At 42.2% G+C, this 19,132-nt stretch carries 20 protein-coding genes and 1 tRNA gene; 14 read left to right on the forward strand and 7 right to left on the reverse strand.

Translation table 11 applies throughout. From position 1 onward, the window contains the following. The first annotated feature begins 344 nt into the window (after positions 1–344). Positions 345–1,121, forward strand: a complete 777-nt coding sequence (locus B151_RS0114065) for an SDR family oxidoreductase (protein ID WP_020404292.1) — start codon at positions 345–347, stop codon at positions 1,119–1,121. Positions 1,122–1,191: 70 nt separating this feature from the next. On the opposite strand, the gene B151_RS0114070 is transcribed toward B151_RS0114065, so the two are convergent. Next, a complete protein-coding gene (locus tag B151_RS0114070) occupies positions 1,192–1,914 on the reverse strand; it encodes a carbonic anhydrase family protein (RefSeq protein ID WP_020404293.1) in 723 nt (240 codons plus the stop codon). 169 nt (positions 1,915–2,083) lie between these two features. Beyond that, positions 2,084–2,383, reverse strand: a complete 300-nt coding sequence (locus B151_RS0114075) for a hypothetical protein (protein ID WP_020404294.1) — start codon at positions 2,381–2,383, stop codon at positions 2,084–2,086. A gap of 156 nt (positions 2,384–2,539) precedes the next feature. Between B151_RS0114075 and B151_RS0114085 the strand changes: the two genes are divergently transcribed. Further along, positions 2,540–4,909 (forward strand): TonB-dependent receptor, encoded by a 2,370-nt coding sequence (locus B151_RS0114085; RefSeq protein WP_020404296.1) that lies wholly within the window; start codon positions 2,540–2,542, stop codon positions 4,907–4,909. A gap of 155 nt (positions 4,910–5,064) precedes the next feature. Here the strand turns inward: B151_RS0114085 and B151_RS0114090 are convergent, their stop codons facing one another. From B151_RS0114090 to eno, 4 genes are all read right to left on the reverse strand, one after another. After that, positions 5,065–6,075: a CdaR family protein gene (locus B151_RS0114090; RefSeq protein ID WP_020404297.1), complete on the reverse strand. Its 1,011-nt coding sequence runs from the start codon at positions 6,073–6,075 to the stop codon at positions 5,065–5,067. Between the two features lie 34 nt (positions 6,076–6,109). Further along, positions 6,110–6,403: a DciA family protein gene (locus tag B151_RS0114095; RefSeq protein ID WP_020404298.1), complete on the reverse strand. Its 294-nt coding sequence runs from the start codon at positions 6,401–6,403 to the stop codon at positions 6,110–6,112. Continuing rightward, positions 6,400–7,533, reverse strand: coding sequence for a DNA replication/repair protein RecF (gene recF, locus B151_RS0114100; protein ID WP_020404299.1), 1,134 nt, complete (start codon positions 7,531–7,533; stop codon positions 6,400–6,402). Before recF ends, B151_RS0114095 begins: the two co-directional genes overlap by 4 nt. Positions 7,534–7,958: 425 nt before the next feature. Then, positions 7,959–9,245: a phosphopyruvate hydratase gene (gene eno / locus B151_RS0114105; protein ID WP_020404300.1), complete on the reverse strand. Its 1,287-nt coding sequence runs from the start codon at positions 9,243–9,245 to the stop codon at positions 7,959–7,961. 156 nt (positions 9,246–9,401) lie between these two features. On the opposite strand from eno, the gene B151_RS0114110 reads away from it, so the two are divergent. Then, complete coding sequence (locus B151_RS0114110; protein WP_020404301.1) at positions 9,402–10,112, forward strand: HAD family hydrolase; 711 nt, start codon at positions 9,402–9,404, stop codon at positions 10,110–10,112. Positions 10,113–10,157: 45 nt separating this feature from the next. On the opposite strand, the gene B151_RS0114115 is transcribed toward B151_RS0114110, so the two are convergent. Further along, positions 10,158–11,006 (reverse strand): hypothetical protein, encoded by an 849-nt coding sequence (locus B151_RS0114115; RefSeq protein WP_020404302.1) that lies wholly within the window; start codon positions 11,004–11,006, stop codon positions 10,158–10,160. A 156-nt stretch (positions 11,007–11,162) separates the two neighbouring features. On the opposite strand from B151_RS0114115, the gene B151_RS0114120 reads away from it, so the two are divergent. The 11 genes from B151_RS0114120 to B151_RS0114170 all read left to right on the forward strand — a co-directional run bounded on the left by B151_RS0114120 (position 11,163) and on the right by B151_RS0114170 (position 19,130). Continuing rightward, positions 11,163–11,549, forward strand: coding sequence for a hypothetical protein (locus B151_RS0114120; protein ID WP_020404303.1), 387 nt, complete (start codon positions 11,163–11,165; stop codon positions 11,547–11,549). A 3-nt stretch (positions 11,550–11,552) separates the two neighbouring features. Continuing rightward, a complete protein-coding gene (gene prmC, locus B151_RS0114125) occupies positions 11,553–12,425 on the forward strand; it encodes a peptide chain release factor N(5)-glutamine methyltransferase (protein ID WP_020404304.1) in 873 nt (290 codons plus the stop codon). 370 nt (positions 12,426–12,795) lie between these two features. Continuing rightward, positions 12,796–14,241: a chromosomal replication initiator protein DnaA gene (gene dnaA / locus B151_RS0114130; RefSeq protein ID WP_020404305.1), complete on the forward strand. Its 1,446-nt coding sequence runs from the start codon at positions 12,796–12,798 to the stop codon at positions 14,239–14,241. Positions 14,242–14,245: 4 nt separating this feature from the next. Further along, positions 14,246–14,605: a dihydroneopterin aldolase gene (gene folB, locus B151_RS19695; RefSeq protein WP_020404306.1), complete on the forward strand. Its 360-nt coding sequence runs from the start codon at positions 14,246–14,248 to the stop codon at positions 14,603–14,605. Continuing rightward, on the forward strand, positions 14,593–15,081 hold the full coding sequence (folK, locus tag B151_RS18875; RefSeq protein ID WP_020404307.1) for a 2-amino-4-hydroxy-6-hydroxymethyldihydropteridine diphosphokinase: 489 nt from the start codon (positions 14,593–14,595) through the stop codon (positions 15,079–15,081). The genes folB and folK overlap by 13 nt, the downstream gene beginning before the upstream one ends. A gap of 3 nt (positions 15,082–15,084) precedes the next feature. After that, on the forward strand, positions 15,085–15,726 hold the full coding sequence (locus B151_RS0114145; protein WP_020404308.1) for a deoxynucleoside kinase: 642 nt from the start codon (positions 15,085–15,087) through the stop codon (positions 15,724–15,726). A gap of 5 nt (positions 15,727–15,731) precedes the next feature. Then, positions 15,732–15,929, forward strand: a complete 198-nt coding sequence (locus B151_RS0114150) for a hypothetical protein (RefSeq protein WP_020404309.1) — start codon at positions 15,732–15,734, stop codon at positions 15,927–15,929. 9 nt (positions 15,930–15,938) lie between these two features. Then, positions 15,939–16,484, forward strand: coding sequence for a tetratricopeptide repeat protein (locus tag B151_RS0114155; RefSeq protein WP_020404310.1), 546 nt, complete (start codon positions 15,939–15,941; stop codon positions 16,482–16,484). 301 nt (positions 16,485–16,785) lie between these two features. Next, positions 16,786–16,869 (forward strand) — tRNA-Leu (locus tag B151_RS0114160). Between the two features lie 118 nt (positions 16,870–16,987). Further along, complete coding sequence (locus B151_RS0114165; protein WP_020404311.1) at positions 16,988–18,046, forward strand: 6-bladed beta-propeller; 1,059 nt, start codon at positions 16,988–16,990, stop codon at positions 18,044–18,046. A 28-nt stretch (positions 18,047–18,074) separates the two neighbouring features. Beyond that, positions 18,075–19,130: a 6-bladed beta-propeller gene (locus tag B151_RS0114170; protein ID WP_020404312.1), complete on the forward strand. Its 1,056-nt coding sequence runs from the start codon at positions 18,075–18,077 to the stop codon at positions 19,128–19,130. The last annotated feature ends 2 nt before the right edge of the window (positions 19,131–19,132 follow it).

The following is a 19,132-nucleotide window of genomic DNA, read 5'->3' on the forward strand; positions in this document are numbered from 1 at the left end:
TTACAAGTAACTATACTGATTATAAGTTTTCTTTCTACTCTAAAATTTTAGACAATTCACCAGCTATCGTTTCTCCTGATCTTGTTTTTAAAAAATTTGGAGGAATAAAAAACTTTGTTGTAGCACATCGAGAGTGTAAAGGTTATTTTGGGGAAGATGATTTTAAATTCTGAGGCCTTGGCCCGAACGCTGCGAGGTCTTGAGGACGCTCGCAGGTTCTACATCTTTACTTAATTCCGCAAGCAACCTCGCAGCGTCCGAAGGTCCTGCGAGCGTTGCGAAATGATGGTTGAAATGGACTGCCCTCCATTCTACTTTGCTAAAAATTCAAACATTTAAGCACTATGGATTTAAAACTTACCGATCAGCGATTTGTAGTATGCGGAGCTTCAAGCGGTTTTGGGGAAGCTATTGCCCGGCAGCTTTTACAGGAAGGCGCTCATGTTGTTTTAGTGGCAAGGCGCGGAGATCTGCTTCGGGATAAATTTTCCCATTTCGAAAATAAAACCGAGATCATTGAAGGAAGCCTAATCTACGGTGAAACGCTGGACAAAATCGAAGAATCAGTTCTAGCCAAAGAAACGCATGGAATTGTTTTTAATGCCGGAGGGCCTCCAACGGGAACGCCTCTCGAAACAAATATGGATGACTGGGATGCAGCCTGGAAATTGGTGATGCGCTGGAAAGTGGACCTTGCAATACGTTTGGCTCCCTATTTCAGAGATAAAGCGTATGGCAGGATGTTATTTATCGAAAGTCAGTCGGTGAAGCAGCCGCTGCCTTCACTCTCACTAAGCAATAGCTTTCGGGCCGGTGTAGTTGGCTTTGCAAAATCGCTGGCACTGGAAGTTGCCAAATCCGGAGTAACGGTAAACGTACTTGCCCCCGGTTCACATGAAACTCCAGCCATTGAAAGGGTGATCGAAAAGAACAAAGCTTCGCTCAAAATCAGCTTTGAGGAAACAAAGAAAAAAATGGAAGAGAATATTCCTGTGGGCAGAATGGGCAAAGCAGAGGAGATCGCCTCACTCTCAGCTTGGTTACTTTCGCCCCATGCCGGTTATGTAACAGGACAAACCATAAGTCACGATGGAGGGAGCATCAAAGGATTGTTTGGATAAAAAAAGAGGGAGCCTCAGACTCCCCCTTTTTATTTTTTGCTACTTACTTAGCCTTTTTCATTTTTAACTCTCACTCCAGGAAAGTCACCTTTCCGGTGTCTAAATCGTAGAAAGCACCCGCAATCACAACTTCTCCGTTACGCTCTAATTCAGCGATGATCGGGCTGTTTTTACGCATTTCTGCAATTGTATTGACCACGTTGTTATTAACCACTTCGGTTACATAGTCATTATTTGCAGTTGAACGATCGCCCTGGTAACCGGCTGTCATCTCGATTGCCGGCTCAATTTTATCGAGCATGGCCGTGATGTTCCCCATTTCAACACCATCGATCGCTGCTTTTACAGCACCGCAAGCTTCGTGGCCCATAATCACTACTACTTTTGAGCCCGCTACAGCCGTTGCAAACTCAGAACTACCGAGGATATCTTCGTTCACAAAATTGCCGGCTACCCGGGCTACAAAAATATCTCCGACACCTTTGTCGAAGACATTCTCAACAGGAACGCGACTATCCACACAGGAAATGATGATCGCTTCAGGATACTGTCCTTTGGCCGTGGCCTTTACCTGTGCCTGATAATCCCGAGGAGTAAGATTGTTATTTACATATCGCTCATTACCTTCTTTTAATCCCTGAATGATTGCTTGGGGAGTTAGTGCTGCTTGATCATCCTGAGTAATAACATCAGAGGATAGATCCGTTTTATTTTGTTGTGCATCTTGTGCCACGCATGCGGTAAAGATTGCTACAGAAAAAACTAAGGTGAATAAATTTTTAATTGCTTTCATTTGTTTACATGATCTAAGATTAATTTGGTTAGATTAATGCCATCAAAAGGTCATGTGCCCTTACCTTTTTTCGATAGAAGATTAGCTTTAGGATGTAATTCGGTCTCAACAAGACGTACTTATTCCACAGACTTATTTCTTACAAAGATGACATGAATTACAGGCGGGCTTAGATCATGTCGGGCGGTGGCGTAGCTACTGACGGAACATATAGGTTCCGGGAGATCATGCAGGAATTCTTCACATTCATTGTAGGTGGTAAAAAGACAGGTTCAGAATCATCGTGCTCAATCTCGTCTTCACTGCCATGTTCTTCTATAGCATCCGGTACAGGCACCGAAGTAGTTGACGCAACGGTTTGAACCGGAGAGGGCGGAATGAGCCAATCAAATTCATGCATCACAGAAAAAGCCAAGAACAATAAAATTGCTCCTGAAACTGTGGCGATATTTTTAGGTGTTTTTTTCATGATCTCAATGATTGCCGAATTAACGGAACTTTAAGTTCGGGAGTTCCGAGTTTTTGAAAATTTTTTCTTCTTATAACCCATTGCCTTGGAACGCCTTTCCAACCTATTACTGTTGTTCTCTGCTGAATAAACAAAATTAAAATCCAATTCCGGATCATGAAGCTTCATTGGCTATTCATCTCTTTTTTATTGTTAGGAATTCAATCTTCCATTTTCGCGCAATCAACCGGAACCATTACCGGAAAAGTAACGGACGCCAAGACAGGCGAGCCGCTGATCGGTGCTACTGTCATTCTCGAAGGGACGAATCTTGGTGCTGCTACAAATAGTGAAGGCCGTTACGTCATTAACAACATTCCTACAAAAACCTATAACGTGAAAGCTTCTTTTATAGGATTTGTAGAGCAAACCAAATTCAACGTGGTTGTTCGTTCCGAAGGGAATATTGATCTAAATTTTGAACTTCAGGAGCAAATTAGCGAGTTGGACGAGATCAACATCACCCCAAACCCGTTTGCCAAAGAAGAGGTTACGCCGCTTTCCATTCAAAAATTCAGCCAGGAGGAAATCGCTGCATATCCCGGTGGAAATAACGACATCGCAAAAGTGGTACAATCGCTACCGGGGGTTTCCGGATCGGTAGGCGGGTTCAGGAATGATGTGATCATCCGCGGCGGAGCTCCTAATGAGAATGTCTACTATCTGGATGGCATACCGATCCCAAACATCAATCACTTTTCAACCCAGGGGAGTGCAGGTGGCCCCGTTGGCTTGCTCAATGTTTCCTTTTTTGAGGGCGTATCTCTCACCGCCAGCTCTTTTGACGCAGAATATGAGAATGTACTTTCCGGTGTGCTCCAATTCAATCAGCGAAACGGAAACGACCGGGAATTTACAGGAAATTTGAGAGTAAGCTCCAGCGAAGCTGCTTTAACGGTGGAAGGGCCGCTTTTTAAAGGAAATAATGAGGAATCCAATACCACTTATATCGCTTCTGTTCGTCGCTCCTATCTTCAGCTTTTGTTCCAGGTAATCGGCTTGCCTTTTTTGCCGGATTACTGGGATTATCAGTATAAAGTAAATCACCGGATCGACGATAATAATCGCATTTATATAACCGGAGTGGGTTCCATAGACGATCTTGCTATCAATGATCTAGACGAATTTGATCCCGAACAGGAAGCCATTCAAAATCAGATTCCCGTGATCCGTCAAAACAGTAACACAGTGGGTATTGGCTGGCGCCGTCAGTTCAATGATAATTCCGGATTTATGGAAACGGTTCTCAGTAATAACACGCTTGGGAATTCTTTTTACCGCTACGATGATAATGTGAATGAAACCGGGCTATTCTTCAAAAATGAATCCCGCGAAACCGAAACGCATCTGCGTTATCACGCCACAAAATTCCTTGGAAATTGGACTCTTTCCGGAGGCATGAATCTGATCAATGCAGATTATTCAAATTCAACGGAAGATCTCGTAAACAACCGAAATTTTGATACCGACTTGAATTTTTTCCGATATGGGATCTTTGCTCAATCTTCGGCGAATTTTTATAATGACCGCATCGGTATCTCTTTCGGACTCCGGGCAGATGGAAATACCTTTACGGACAGCGGTAACGAGATCTACCGAACTTTGAGTCCTCGGGCTTCCTTCTCCTACGCTTTAACTGAAAATCAAAAATGGACTTTTAACGCCTCTTTGGGGCGGTATTACAAGATATTACCCTATACAACACTTGGTTTTCAGAACAGCTCGGGAGATTTTCCCAATTCAGCTTCCGCATATATTCAAAGCGATCATGCCGTAGCCGGCATCGAATATTTGTTAAACGATCGCGCCCGAATATCTGCCGAAGGTTTTTACAAGTGGTATGATGATTACCCCATTTCTAAAACCGATAGTGTTTCATTAGCTAACAAAGGCGGCGGGTTTGAGGTTTTCGGGAGCGAGCCGATCGTGAGTTCCGGAAATGGCAGAACCTACGGTTTAGAATTGCTCTATCAACAAAAATTTACCGGAAAGTTTTATGGAGTAGCTGCTTTTACGTTCTATAAAAGTGAATTCACCAATCTTTTTGGGAACGACTACAAACCGGCTGTTTGGGATAATGGCGTATTGATCTCATTACTTGGCGGGTATAAATTCGGTGATAACTGGGAAGTAAGTTCCCGCTATCGGTTCCTTGGAAAAGCTCCTTACCCGCCGGTAGACCAAGACAAAACGCTCGAAAATTATCCGGCTGTATTTTTTGATTATGAAGAATTGGGATCAGTTCGTCTTGATCCCTTAAGCCAACTGGATATTCGCATTGATAAAAAATTTAATTTTGAAAACCTGAGCCTGGATGTGTACCTGGAAATCCAAAATGTGTTGGCACAATCTAATCCTTCCGAACCACGGTATGGTTTAGATAGAAATGAAAACGGAGAAATCGTCACCCCAAGAAGTTTGGTACGGGTAAATGCAACCGACAGTGGAGAAGTGCTGCCATCTATCGGACTTGTGCTGAATTTTTGATTAGCCAATACCACCTAATTTCTTTTTGGGATCTTGGTGCAGCCACAGGGCTTCAAGTACGTTTGATGAACTAAGGCGTCCACATTTTCAAATAAATCTATCAGACGGGATATCCCTCAGATGGATCTTTGACAAGATTTTGTATCGAAATCACATCAATTAAGCACCGTGAAATAAGCCACGGCTTTGGGTTGAAAGCTGCGAAGCTTCAGCTCATACTCATTGGCAATCAGCTCAATATCCGGTGTTACAAATCCTGTTTCATCTTCCACGATCTTGGAGTAAGGAACATAGACATCATAAGGTTGAATTTTCTCAACATTGGCATATTGCTCGATGGGAACATCAAATTTAATGGTAACTGAAGATGGGTTGTAATTCACGTTTTGTCCGCGTGGCAATCCTCTTGTTCTGATGTAAACCGTGGTCTCGCCTTCCGTAAACTCCGAAACATTGGCTTCAAAACGGATCTGCTGTTCTGACAGTTCTATAACTCCCTCCGATCCTTCCAGTTCAAGAGTAGTACTGATATCGTTTCTTATATCTGATAAACGCAGCGTGTCTTTTACTTCCCACTGTTCTATACCTGCGATCTTGGATTCAGCTCCCGTCACAGTAATGCTATCCGGACTGTAGCTGGGTTCGCCTACCAGTCCATATCGGTTCTGAAACTGCAGGTTAGTATTGATCTTAACGGGTACTTTTTTTGAGATCTTCGGTTCCAGGTTTACCGAAAGGATAAGCGGCTGAACTTTCGCGATATCAACTTCCTGCAAATAACTTAACCGCTGTCTTACCTGATCGAACATATTCACCTCAGATTCTTCAATATTGATCACAACCGTGGGCGGATCATTATAAAGATTGAGCAATTGCCAGCCATCTCCCGATATGCTGACCTGCACAAATTCAGGGAGGTCTTCGGTAAGCGCCATATCCTCCGGAATATTTCCGGGTTCAACAGGAACGTTTAAAGTAAGGTTGAAGCTTCCGCCGAGGTTAACGATAAACCACAACGATATGGCCATAATATAAGCGCCTATAAAAACGATGATCTTTTCGCGGCGCAGAAAACGTGCGTCATCTTCATCCGCTCCGGGTTTGGTTCCGGGCCGGACAAAATTTTTTATGCGTGTTATAATTTCATGTTCTTTGATCTCAGCCATGGGCGAATATAGATGCAGGATTCTGGTTAATCAACTAAATGCGCACAATGATATCAGAAATTACATCGCCTTTTACTTTATCGTTCAGGCGCTTTGCTATACTGAATCTGTTGGCGTGAATTTCAGCCCGCCACGAAGGATGTTTTACTTTCATGGCCAATTTTGTTCCTTCAAAATGCAGATCCTCTACTTCCGAAGCCATCCGTTTGCCCACTACTTCCTCAAAAGCAGACAAGATCATTCCCTGCTTTAACTTTCGCTTTTGAGGAAATTTTTCAATGAATTCCTCTAAAACTGAACTCAGTGATTTTGGGGTATCAAATCTCATTTTTCTATTTCTGTGACATGGCCTTTTTCGACCCGGTAAAAACGATTGTCGCTGCCATCAAATTCTACATAATCCTCGAAAGGAACCGGGTTGGCGGAAGTTATGAATATTTGACCTTTATGTTGTTGAAGTGCTTCCAGTAAAATCTCTGTTTTGTGCAGATCCAAATCTCCAAACACATCATCCAGCATCAGGATCGGCAGGTCGTCCAGTTCATCGGAATAATAATGCAACTGGGCCATTTTCAATGAAAGGGCAAACAGGCGATGCTGACCTTGTGACCCATATTTTCGAAGCTCAAAATCATCAAGATAAAACACAACCTCATCCCGGTGCGGGCCAACTGTGGTTATCTCACGCTCAATTTCTTTTGCCTGAACTTTTTCAAGTTCTTCGTAATATACCTGCTCGATCTCTTTTTCATTACCTGAAGGCTCACAAAAAGTCTGATATTCAAGGTTCGTGGTGAGATCCATTCCCGAGATCATGGCATAATCCTTTTCCAAATAGAATTTTAACTTCTCCAATACTTCATATCGCTTTGCAATGATCCGGGAACCTGCCTCAACCAACTGCACATTCCACGGCTCGAGGTATGCTTCTAAAACAGAGGTTGGTCCCCTGAATTCCTGCAACAGTGCATTTCTCTGCTTCCGTACTTTACGATATTCAATCAGGTCCCGAAGATATGCCGGAGAAATTTGACTGATAAAAGAATCAATAAAACTTCGGCGTTCGGCGGGGCCCTCCAGTGTCAGTTTTTTGTCGTCTGGGGTAAGCGTAACCACCGGAACCATTCCGATAAGGTCCGAAAGCCGGTCGAGAGGAGAATCGTTGACAAAGATCTTCTTTCCGTCTCCACGCGAATAGGAACATGAAACATCAAATTCAGAACGAATCTGTCCCTCAAAATGGCCTTTTATCATGAAATAACTTTCATCCTGATTCACCACATACATATCGCTGTTGGAAATAAAACTCCGGGACATGCACAAGTAATGAATCGCATCTATCAGGCTTGTTTTCCCGGAACCATTTGGCCCGGTGATCACATTTAAATGAGGCGCCCAGTCTATCTTGGTCTCAATATGGTTTCGAAAGTTAAGTAGTTCGGTGTGGGTATTTCGCATACGTTACATGGTACACATTCTGTGACTTTTAAGCAGATTCATTTCATAAAAAAGAGCCGGCTCCCCTTAAAAACCGGCTCTGAAAAAAGCTACTATGTGTAGAGTTAGAGCGTTCCCAAACCAATTCCTTACAAAATAATTTCAGAAAGTTTTTGGAAGCCTATAAAATCGCCTTTCATTCCGGGTTAGGTGACAACGCAGAGCGTATGTCACCAGGGTTGAGAGAATGATTTTTATTCTACTCTCGCTAAAAACGATCAGCGATGTTTTTACAACCCCTAAATATAACTCCTCGTTACGCACGCTCTGCGTCGAAGCGAATGAACTCACTCCAAAACCTTAACCAGCAAAAGTAAATCCCAATAAAAAAAAGCCCCTGAAAATTCAGAGGCTTTTTGAAACTTAATATGAAATTGAGCTCATACTTAGAGTCCAAAAGCATCGCGGCCCAGGAAGAGCGCAGAATCTCCCAGTTGTTCTTCAATACGAATCAATTGATTGTATTTAGCAATACGATCCGTTCGGCTCATGGAACCGGTTTTGATCTGTCCGGCATTGGTAGCCACAGCCAGGTCTGTAATGGTCACATCCTCGGTTTCACCTGAACGGTGAGAGATCACTGCGGTATACCCATTTTTGTGCGCCATTTCGATAGCATCCAGGGTTTCAGTGATCGTTCCGATCTGATTCACTTTAATGAGGATGGAATTGGCAATACCAAGCTCAATTCCGGTAGCTAAACGCTCGGTATTGGTCACAAACAAGTCGTCTCCTACCAACTGTACTTTATCGCCAATGGCACCGGTTAGTTTTTTCCAGGCATCCCAGTCGTCTTCAGCCAAGCCATCTTCAATAGATATGATCGGATATTTTTCTACCCAGTTGCTCCAGAATTCCACCATGGCATCGGTGTCTTTCCTGGAGCCATCACTCCACTTAAATTCATACAAACCTGACTCGGTATTGTAGAATTCTGACGCAGCAGGATCTAATGCGATCAACACATCTTCTTCAGGCGTATAACCTGCTTTTTCGATGGCTTTCAAAATAACTTCAACTGCTTCTTCATTGGACTTCAGGTTTGGAGCAAACCCACCCTCATCGCCTACGGCTGTACTGTATCCTTTATCAGAAAGTACTTTTTTCAGATTATGAAAAACTTCTGCCCCAATTTGAAGTGCTTTACTGAATGAATCTGCCCCTGCCGGCATGATCATAAATTCCTGAAGATCCACGCTGTTATCGGCATGAGAGCCACCATTGATGATGTTCATCATTGGAAGCGGCATTACTTTCGCATTCACACCTCCAACATATCTCCAAAGCGGCATGCCCAGCTCTTCAGCGGCAGCCTTGGCAACGGCCATTGAAACACCCAGAATTGCATTAGCACCCAATTTGGCTTTATTAGGAGTTCCGTCCAGTTCAATCAACAGGTCATCAAGATCAACCTGATTGAAGACAGATAATCCTCTTAATTCTTCCGCAATGGTCGTATTCACGTTCTCAACAGCTTTAAGTACGCTTTTACCGAGATAATAATTTTTATCACCGTCACGTAATTCAACAGCCTCATGCTCTCCGGTTGAAGCTCCGGATGGAACCGCTGCCCGGCCCATTGTACCCGTTTCCAAAGTTACGTCCACTTCTACTGTGGGATTTCCGCGCGAGTCAATAACCTGCCTTGCGTGAATATCTTCAATAAAACTCATTCTCATTTCTCCGATTAGTTAAGTGATTAAGAGCCTAAAGGTACCACGATTTAACATGTACTTAAAGCCATTTCGTTTGAAGTTTGTTAACTTGTTTGAAGATTTCATTAATACTTCTGAAACTTCAGATTTGTCAACTCAAAAACTCTATTCATCTTGCAACAAGAGCAACAGCACCCCTGGGTCATTCTTTTTGATATCGACGGAACACTTTTAACCGTAAACAGCAAATACAACCGCAGCCATCTTCGCCGGATACTTGATGAGCTTGGGATCAACTACCCGAATATGGAAACCGATTCCTTTTCGGGGCGAACCGATCACGATATTTTCACTTCTTTTTTGGTGAATCATAAGTTTGATGAGAGCTTGTACAAGGAATTCAAGACCCGGTACCTTGATTATTTGGGGAATGTACTGTTGACTAAAACAGAACAAGTAAAGCGCCACAAACATATTGATGAAGCATTGGATTACTTTTTTAGCGGGAATTTCATCTGTGGATTATTGACCGGAAATTATCCGCAAGCAGCCCACATCAAACTAAAAGCCGCAAACATTCATCGGGATTTTTCTTTTGGAGCATTTGGAGAATTTGAAAAGGATAGGAACAAATTACCCCGATTAGCCCTTCAGGAAGTTGAGCAGAAATATAATTTCTCCCCGACAGCTTCCCGTTTTCTTATTTTAGGAGATACTCCAAGAGACATTGAATGCGCCAAAAGCGCCGGCATGAAATGCGTTGCAGTTACCACCGGCAAATATGAAAGGGAAGAACTGGAAGCTCACGGGCCCGACCTTGTTATTGACGATCTTAGCGAACCTGAAAAGTGGTTCAACGAAATCACAAAGAATGGAAAAGCTTAGTCTTTCTTGAACCGGAACCCACAACACGAATCCCGGAACTTTTTCTTACCACATCCATCCAAAAATGAAGGAGATCTGTGCTGATCCGAAATATTTGCGTGGGTCGTTTGCTTTTTCGAGTGGAGCAAAAGCGTTTTCGCCAACCTGTACCACATCAGACGATCCTACCCCGCATGGATTTATGGGTGCCTGGTTGATGCGTGTCAGGTCAGGTGCACAGGGTTCAAGCACCTGGATACCTTTGCTGAAATAATTCATGGTATATCCAAACTGAACACTGGAGAGGTTATTGAATTTTTCTCCGAAATCAATACCTATCACAAACTCTCCTCCAAAACCCCAGTGACTGTCAGCTTGCTTCCATCCGGTAAAAACATCATTTACCTGTTCGGAAAATCCATAGATCAGCCGGTCATTTTCTCTAAAACCATTGTCATTCAGGTCATTGAAATAGGGATAAGAAAACGCATATGTCGGGCCTGCACTGAGTGAAGAATAAACCCTGAAGTTATCAGAAATGTCCTCAGCAAAGAAACGCTTCTTCAGTCCTACATAAAGAGGAAACGACAAGATTCGTTTGTATTTCTCCGGAACCGTTCTGAATCCGAAATAGTAGTCGATAAAAGTCTGTTCGGTAGGGTCTTTCAGGGCTGAAATTTTCAACGTTGCTATAGCCTCTGTGTATGGATTTAATCCAAAGCGAAATTGACCTCCGGCACCAACACCAAAATCATTCAGAGAGAAATTAAATCCAAAGCCAGTACGATATCCTTCATCAAAAAGGTTTCTGGGTTTTTCTTTTTCAAGCACTTCAGGCTCCCCAAATTGTGCATAAGCATTAAAACCCCCGGCAGTGAAAGCAAATAAAAGTGTAAAAAAGATAAGTTTTTTCATCAAAAAAGTGTGTTAAATGAGGTTCTGAGTGCTTTTATCATAATTGGAACGAAAAATTCAATAAAATCTTATTGTGTTAATACAATATCCTTTTATTTTCAGCACAAATTTTGATACTAAACAAAGCTATAAAATAATTAATTCAAGCTATAAAGCATGAATTCACATACAACTTATTTTGTATTTGGGCCAACTGCAACGCTTCGCAGAATGTCTTCTAAAATGTTTAAAGAACATCCGCCCAAATTTTTATATGAATATTCTCCTGAAGGCTCTAAAGAAACCATTTATGTAGCCGTTTACGAAGAATACGAGAAACAGATCAACTCCAGTGTTACACTTACCTGTATTGTGGAGAGCCTTGGAAAGCATAACAAGATCGTGCTCAAAAAAACCGGTGGACGCATGGGTTTTAGAGGCAGTTCTCTTTCCGAAGAACGAAATGTAGAATCAAATGTAATTGATTTCATTCTCGACTTCTCTAAACGTCATGGCCTTACCCTTCAGGAAGAGCAACCTCCGGCCCCAGCAGAGGAAGATTAATTCATGCCTGAAGTTCCTTCCGTTTGGACGGTGCTTGGGATGCTTGAATGGGCCACAGAATATTTTGAGGAAAGAGGCGTAAAATCTCCACGCTTTAGCATCGAATGGCTCCTTGCTGATGCACTGTCTATCAAGAGATTAGATTTGTACCTGGAATACGACCGCCCACTTTCTTCAGAGGAATTGGACATAATACGTCCAATGGTCAAACGTCGTGCCCGGCATGAACCTCTCCAATATATTACCGGCGAAACGGATTTTCACCGTGTTACTTTAAAAGTAAAACCCGGTGTACTAATTCCCAGGCAGGAAACCGAGGAACTGGTCGACTGGATCCTGAAATCCTATCCGAGTGATTCAAAATTAACCGTATTGGATATAGGTACCGGCTCTGGCTGCATTCCCATTGCTTTGAAAAATGAGCGACCAGACTGGGAGGTCTATGCTACCGATATCTCTCCGGAAGCCCTTGACATTGCCAAAGAGAATGCAGCGCTGAACAACGTAGAAATATATTTTGAGCAGGACGACCTGTTTACAAACACTGCTTTTCCTGACGTCTCTTTTGATCTAGTCATATCAAACCCGCCTTACATCCTGAGAGAGGAAGAGTCTGCCTTAGACAAAGAAGTGAAAGACTATGAACCTGCGCTCGCATTATTCTGTGAATCAACCGATAACATGTACCGGGCTATAGAACAACTTTGCAGCCAAAAACTAACAAAAGATGGCTCCCTTTTTTTAGAAATCCATGAGAATCATTCCGATGAAGTGCTTGAGCTTTTTCTGAACCGTAATTGGAACGGTTTCATAAAAAAAGACTATAGCGATAAGCCTCGTTTTTTTAAGGGTAAAAAAACTAAAAATTCAGGTTGAAATTCATTCTTTTTTTAAAGGACATTTACTTAACATTGAAATGTGGATAACTTGTGGAAAAAAATTTCCTGCTAATTTACCCCCCATTACAAAAAGGTTATTTCCGTGTTACGCCAATATTAAGGGCTGTCAAGAGCTATTTGATGATTTTTTATAAAAACTCTTATTCAACTGCAGCGCAATGACTTACGTGCTTAATTAAAATGTGGATAACTTTTCTGTAATCGTGAATCTTGCGTTTGACAAGTGCCCGATAAATCACCATTTTCTCAGCTGTACAAAGTCAGCTACACTTTTGCGGTCTGTGGATAACTGACTTTGGTTTGATCTAAGAAACATTAAGCTACACCTTGAAGGGGGATTAGGAAAATTGCACGAGCTATCGGTTGAATCGGCATGGGATAAATGCCTTGAGATTATAAAAGACAATATCAGCTACCAAAAGTATAAATCTTGGTTCGAACCCATTAAACCGGTAACCCTAAAAGACGGAACGCTCACCATTCAGGTTCCCAGTCAGTTTTGGTATGAATGGCTGGAAGAGCATTACTATAATATGTTGCGTTCCACGCTCGCAAAAGTTCTGGGCCCGGAAGGCAAACTGGAGTATTCCATCGTAATGGAAAAATCTGACCAATTCGAAAACAACCGCTCTGTTCGTATGCCTCAACGGCCCATGGGACCTGTTCAGCCTCAGGAGTCTAATGGCTTTCCGGAGTATCACCCTGAGCGCATTGAAAACCCATTTGTAATACCCGGTATTCGAAAAACCAAGATCGATTCCAATCTCAACAACAACTATGTCTTCGAACGCTTTATAGAGGGTGATTGCAACCGATTAGCCAGGTCTGCAGCCATGGCCATTGCAGATAATCCGGGAAGCAACTCCTTCAATCCGTTTTTTGTGTACGGCCCTACCGGTTTAGGAAAAACACATTTGGTGCAAAGCATCGGAAATAAGATCAAAGAAAAATACGGAGACGAAAAGTCGGTTCTTTATATTTCTTCTGAAGCCTTCACTAATGAATTTGTGCATGCCATCCGGAATAATCGTGCCAGTGAGTTTTCCATGTTCTACCGCAATATTGATGTATTAATGGTAGATGACATCCAGTTCTTTAGCGGTAAAGAGAAAACTCAGGAAGAATTCTTCCACATTTTCAACGCCCTTCACCAGGATGGAAAACAGATCATCCTAAGCAGTGACCGTGCACCAAAAGATGTCCCTGATATTGAAGAACGCCTGATTTCCCGCTTCAGCTGGGGTTTGAGTGCCGACCTTAAAATGCCGGAATACGAAACGCGCTATGCCATCCTGGAACGAAAAGCCCACGACAATGGAATTGAGATCGATCCTCAAATCATTGAATTCATAGCACACAACTTCAAATCGAATGTTCGGGATCTGGAAGGAGCCATCATCAAATTATTGGCCCATGCGTCGCTTCAGAATATTGATGATATCGATCTTGCGATGGCCAAGCGTGTCCTTAAAGACATGGTAAAAGAATCCAATACACAGATCTCCATTGAACAGATCCAAAATTATGTTTGTGATTACTTTGGTATCGACACCAATAAAGTGCGCGAGAAAACCCGTAAGCAGGAAATTGTAGAAGCCCGGCAGATCGCCATGTTTCTTTCCAAAAAGTTTACAAAATCCAGCTTGAAAACTATTGGACTTCATTTTGGCGGACGCGACCACTCCACGGTGATTCATGCTATTTCTACTGTTGAGGAACGTATTTCTACCAGTCCTAAGCACAAACGAATGGTTGAAGAACTTCATCAGCGCATTGAAGTAGCCAGCCTCTGACCGCATGGATACCCTCACCATCAAAGGGATGAAATTTCGCGGACTTCACGGAGTTCACGATTTTGAAAAAAAAGAGGGGAATGATTTTGAGGTAGACGTCATCTTTCAGGCAGATCTTTCCAGCGCCGGCAAATCAGATGCACTCTCCGATGCCATCGACTACACCAATGTTCATGCAATCGCCCAGAAAATAATGACCGGATCATCAAAAGATCTTATCGAGCACTTGTGTTTTGAGATCGGAACGGGTATTACAGAAGCCTTTCCGGGTCAACCCAATTTTACCGTTGCTGTGCGGAAATTAAATCCCCCGCTGGATTCTGAAACAGAGTACACCGAAGTAAGGATGTCATGGCCGAGGTAGTTATTGCGCTCGGCTCAAACTTGAACGATCCTTACCGTCAGCTGCAAACGGCAGCTACTTTTTTAGAGGAGATTTCTTCCGTAAGAATTATCAAATCTCCCATTTACAGATCTGAGCCGGTCGGCCCTTCCGAACAAGACTTTTTGAATGCCGTTGCCGTAATTCAAACCAACGATCAACCGGAACAACTTTTTCAGAAACTTAAAGAGCAGGAGCGGGCCCAAGGCCGACCTTCGCGCTATCCGAAATGGACCGCCCGCACATTAGACTTAGATATAATTGCCTGGGATGACTTGGTCATTGAAACAGATAGCCTTATCATACCTCATCAGGAATATTCCCGGCGTTTATTTGTTCTGTTGCCTTTAAAGGACCTTTTTCCTGATTGGAAAGACCCTGTTTCCGCTCAACCGATCGATGAGATGATTGAGCATGCGCCGGAACTAGATATTGACCAAACAATGCTGAACTGGTAGCTGATGCCAAACCCATATGATTTTATTGCGATAGAAGGTGTAATTGGAGCGGGTAAAACTTCGCTCGCCTCTCTTTTAGCCGAACGTCAAAATGCACGGCTCGTTTTAGAAGAATTTGAAGACAACCCTTTTCTTCCCAAATTTTATGAAGACCGGGAACGCTATGCTTTTCAAACGCAATTGGCTTTTTTAGCCAGTCGTTTTAAGCAGCAGCAAAACATGATGAGTCAGGATCTTTTTCATCAGCTTACAATCTCGGATTATATTTTTGATAAAGACCGCATTTTCGCACGGCTCAATTTAGATCAGGATGAACTGGCTTTGTATGATAATATTTTTAGCATTATGACCGGTATTGCGGCTCAACCCGATCTCATTATTTACATTCAATCATCCGTTGAGCGGCTGATGGAGAATATTGAAAATAGGGGACGTGATTATGAGCGAAATATTACCCCGGAATACCTTAAAGAATTGAATGATGCTTATAATCACTTTTTCCACCATTACAACCGGGCTCCGCTTATTATTCTGAATGCTACAGAGATAGATTTTGTGAATAATAAAGAGCACCTTGATTACATTGAACAACAAATATTCGATCAGCCGGTTCGAACCAATACCCACATTCACATTGCCCCATAAGCACCATGCTTAAGTTTATATTTTTTAGCATCGTATTTTTCTTTTTAGTACGATATATAAATCGATTGTTCTTACCTTCCAATAAGCGCCAGCAACAATTTGATCCGTTTAGAGGCGGATCTCGCTCCGGCTTCAGGCGCAAAAAGCATTTTGATGAAATTGAAGAAGCCGAATACGAAGACCTTTCTAACAAAGACAACTAAAGATCACTCATGAACTTCGAAGAGAAACTGAACAAAGGATATGAACTTCTGCAAGAAAAGGATATTGACTATGCCCTTGATGTAGCCCGTGAACTTCAAAAAGAATTTCCGGATTCACACGAGGCCTGGTACCTGGAAGCATTGGTGATGCAGCAACTGAATCAATGGGATCATAGCCAAAAAGCTATTGAGAAGGCGATTTCCCTTTCGGATGAGCATGCTGCTTACTTCAATCTGCGCGGGAATGTTCGTATGCAGCTCGAGAAGCTGGATGAAGCGGAAAAGGATTTTGACAAAGCGATTGAGATCAACGACAGTTCAGCGGCTCACCGAAATAAAGTAATGCTGATGCTGATGACCGACCGCGGTCAAGAAGCGATTCCCTATCTTATACAGCGCATCAAAAACGACCCGAAGGATGCCGAAAACTGGATCCTGATGGGCGACATGATCAACAAAGGCGGACAGCCTGACAAAGCACGTACGTATTACGAGCAGGCACTGAAGATCGATCCTGATAACGAGTATGCACAACGACAACTCGAAGAAGAATAGAACATCCAACAAGGAACATCGAAAGTTTTGAACGCTGAAGTATCATTGGCAAAACTATTCTACTGACTTACCTGTCTCGCTCCTACGCTCTGAGTTGGAGCGAATACCCCGATAGAACTATTGGCTTGGGCCATTCGTCTCATTATTGAAAAAGAGCAATTCGCCTAAGCCTGTGAGCTATCTGAACGGATATTCACAGCAAGAACCCATTCAATAAATTTGGATGGGTTTTTTTATTTAAACGAATTGAATTTTGGAAGGTAAAAGTGCTATCTTTGTCGCCCTTCCCAAATCTACTTTTGCTCACGTGGCGGAACTGGTAGACGCGTGCGCTTGAGGGGCGTATGGCCTAACGGCCGTGGAGGTTCGATTCCTCTCGTGAGCACTTTTAAAAGCCTGTTTCTATTTTTAGAGACAGGCTTTTTTTGTTTCCCTTACCTGTTTGACTTTCAAGTATTTATATAGTAATTACTACTTAATTAGTATTTACAAGCACTATCATAATGGCTTCAATAAAAACTGTATCGTTACTCATCCTTCTTTCAGGAATTTTCGGGTGTACAAAGACAGAAAAGTCAGAGATCACCAAAACGCAGGAGGTTTATATTGACTCTCTCTATACTTTTGCAGATTTCGAAAGTCATGATATAGCCAACCCCACCGAAATAGAAATTACCGCTGATGATCTGATTGCTATTGCAGATTACGGAACACAAGAAATCACTTTGTTAACTCCCGATGGAAAGATCGTTTCTACTTTTGGAAGGCAAGGAAGGGGACCTGGGGATTTCCTAAACATTCGCCATATGTATGATCTGGGAGATAAATTAGCTGTTTTTGATAGTCATGCCAACCGGGTTACTCATTTCGATTATGAAGGGAATCTTTTAACCACTTATGACCTCCCTTCCGAAGCAATGAACAAGGACTTCACACTGGTCAATGATTCTTTGTATGTAGTTAACAGAGAAGGAATTGAAGGATATTTGTTTAAACTTCAAAGTTTAAACAATAATACTTTACAAACATTTGGAAAACCAAATGTAAGATGGGAAGATCGGGGCACCTTAGCAGATAGTTACTACGAACTGACATCTGGAAATACACCAGAGCGACAAAAGAACAGAGCCAAACTACAATCAGATGGAAAGTACTTATATGTCTTCTTCGAGGCCCTAAGTGCAATGCAAAAGTATGATCTGGAGGGAAACTTACTTTGGCACTCGAATATTAATCTGCCCCACAATAAGGAGATCTTTGAAAGTAAAGTTCAAAGTGCTAAAAAGTATAGCTCAACAAAAAGTGTAGCTATTTTAGATTATGCTACAGAATTTCAAGTGATTCAAGATCATATCTATATTCTAACGAGAAGACCTCCCGGTGGAAAACAGGTTTTAGTAAAACTGAACGAAAGACAAGGAATAGAAACCATTTATCATTTTCCTGAAGGACATGAATTTTGTTTTGATTTCGACATTCAACCCAGAACAAATATGCTGTACTTAACTAACTGCCTTTCTTCAACTGTAAAACGAGCTGTTTTACCAACATTAGATCACTAAACCTCTTTCAATAAACAAAGCTACCTTTATGAGATTTCGATCTGTTTCAATTGTTCTGTTACTAACTTCTTGTTTACTGAACGCCTGCAAAACCGAAGATGAGAGGAATCAAAATTCCACTGAAACCATCTCGAGAGTCAGTATCGACACCCTCCAAACCTTCACCGATTTCGAAACACATGACATTGCCCAGCCGGTTACTTTGCTCATGCTTCATAACGGAAATATTGCCATCACCGACTTCGCCCAAAAGCGAATTAATATTGTTTCCCCTGAAGGAGAACTCACCGCTACTTTTGGGAGAGAAGGCCGTGGTCCTGGTGAATTTCTTCGGCCCGATAAAATCATAGAAACGGATGTTATTAGTGTCATTGATTCAGATCTGCATATGATCTCTCAATTTGATCATGAAGGTAATCTACTTGATGCTTATCCTTTTGCATCAGACGGTATATTTTCTGAAGCTGTCCTTTTAGCAGACAGCATTATCGTTACAAGCACCGGAGGAAAAGAAGACGCTCTTCTTTCCATCACAAACATCGAAGAAGATTCTACCTTATGGTTTGGTGAACCTAAAGGAAAAAGCTTTGAAGTAGTAGATTTTCAGGAAAGTATAAGTCAATTAAAGAGTGGAGAAATTCCTGATCTGTATAAGAATCAGGTTAAGTTACAATCTACTGAAAATCACATCTATGCATACTTGAATCCGTACAGTGAGCTTCATAAATATGATGCCTCAGGTAATTTAATGTGGAAAAAGAAACTTGAGTTTCCCTATAACGAAGACCTTTTTGAAAAAGTAGTAGAACTTACCAAGAAATCTCCCGGTGGGCTTCCGGCTATTAACTACATCAGCGAATTCAAGGTCATAGATAATGAAATTTACTTTTTAACCATACGAAGGAATAAAGAGGACCCACAACTCTTGGTTCAGGTTTCTGATCAAGGTGATATTACCCGCATCTGTACCCTTCCCACTGGCTTTGGTTATTTCTCTGATTTTGAGCTCTCCCCTGAAACAAATAAGCTCTACATCGCTTCTTCCAATGATGGAATCGTGTATAAAACGGAACCTCCTTTTTAAAG

Source organism: Gracilimonas tropica DSM 19535, from assembly GCF_000375425.1.
In the GTDB taxonomy this organism is placed as follows: Bacteria; Bacteroidota; Rhodothermia; order Balneolales; family Balneolaceae; genus Gracilimonas; species Gracilimonas tropica.

What these genes read in the sequence shown, in the direction of transcription:
- B151_RS0114155 (WP_020404310.1), top strand. Translation starts at nt 15,939, where the DNA reads ATGAACTTCGAAGAGAAACTGAACAAAGGATATGAACTTCTGCAAGAA.
- B151_RS0114065 (WP_020404292.1), top strand. Translation starts at nt 345, where the DNA reads ATGGATTTAAAACTTACCGATCAGCGATTTGTAGTATGCGGAGCTTCA.
- B151_RS0114070 (WP_020404293.1), bottom strand. Translation starts at nt 1,914, where the DNA reads ATGAAAGCAATTAAAAATTTATTCACCTTAGTTTTTTCTGTAGCAATC.
- prmC (WP_020404304.1), top strand. Translation starts at nt 11,553, where the DNA reads ATGCCTGAAGTTCCTTCCGTTTGGACGGTGCTTGGGATGCTTGAATGG.
- B151_RS0114095 (WP_020404298.1), bottom strand. Translation starts at nt 6,403, where the DNA reads ATGAGATTTGATACCCCAAAATCACTGAGTTCAGTTTTAGAGGAATTC.
- recF (WP_020404299.1), bottom strand. Translation starts at nt 7,533, where the DNA reads ATGCGAAATACCCACACCGAACTACTTAACTTTCGAAACCATATTGAG.
- B151_RS0114115 (WP_020404302.1), bottom strand. Translation starts at nt 11,006, where the DNA reads ATGAAAAAACTTATCTTTTTTACACTTTTATTTGCTTTCACTGCCGGG.
- B151_RS0114165 (WP_020404311.1), top strand. Translation starts at nt 16,988, where the DNA reads ATGGCTTCAATAAAAACTGTATCGTTACTCATCCTTCTTTCAGGAATT.
- folB (WP_020404306.1), top strand. Translation starts at nt 14,246, where the DNA reads ATGGATACCCTCACCATCAAAGGGATGAAATTTCGCGGACTTCACGGA.
- B151_RS0114120 (WP_020404303.1), top strand. Translation starts at nt 11,163, where the DNA reads ATGAATTCACATACAACTTATTTTGTATTTGGGCCAACTGCAACGCTT.
- B151_RS0114145 (WP_020404308.1), top strand. Translation starts at nt 15,085, where the DNA reads ATGCCAAACCCATATGATTTTATTGCGATAGAAGGTGTAATTGGAGCG.
- B151_RS0114150 (WP_020404309.1), top strand. Translation starts at nt 15,732, where the DNA reads ATGCTTAAGTTTATATTTTTTAGCATCGTATTTTTCTTTTTAGTACGA.
- B151_RS0114090 (WP_020404297.1), bottom strand. Translation starts at nt 6,075, where the DNA reads ATGGCTGAGATCAAAGAACATGAAATTATAACACGCATAAAAAATTTT.
- folK (WP_020404307.1), top strand. Translation starts at nt 14,593, where the DNA reads ATGGCCGAGGTAGTTATTGCGCTCGGCTCAAACTTGAACGATCCTTAC.
- B151_RS0114075 (WP_020404294.1), bottom strand. Translation starts at nt 2,383, where the DNA reads ATGAAAAAAACACCTAAAAATATCGCCACAGTTTCAGGAGCAATTTTA.
- B151_RS0114170 (WP_020404312.1), top strand. Translation starts at nt 18,075, where the DNA reads ATGAGATTTCGATCTGTTTCAATTGTTCTGTTACTAACTTCTTGTTTA.
- eno (WP_020404300.1), bottom strand. Translation starts at nt 9,245, where the DNA reads ATGAGTTTTATTGAAGATATTCACGCAAGGCAGGTTATTGACTCGCGC.
- B151_RS0114085 (WP_020404296.1), top strand. Translation starts at nt 2,540, where the DNA reads ATGAAGCTTCATTGGCTATTCATCTCTTTTTTATTGTTAGGAATTCAA.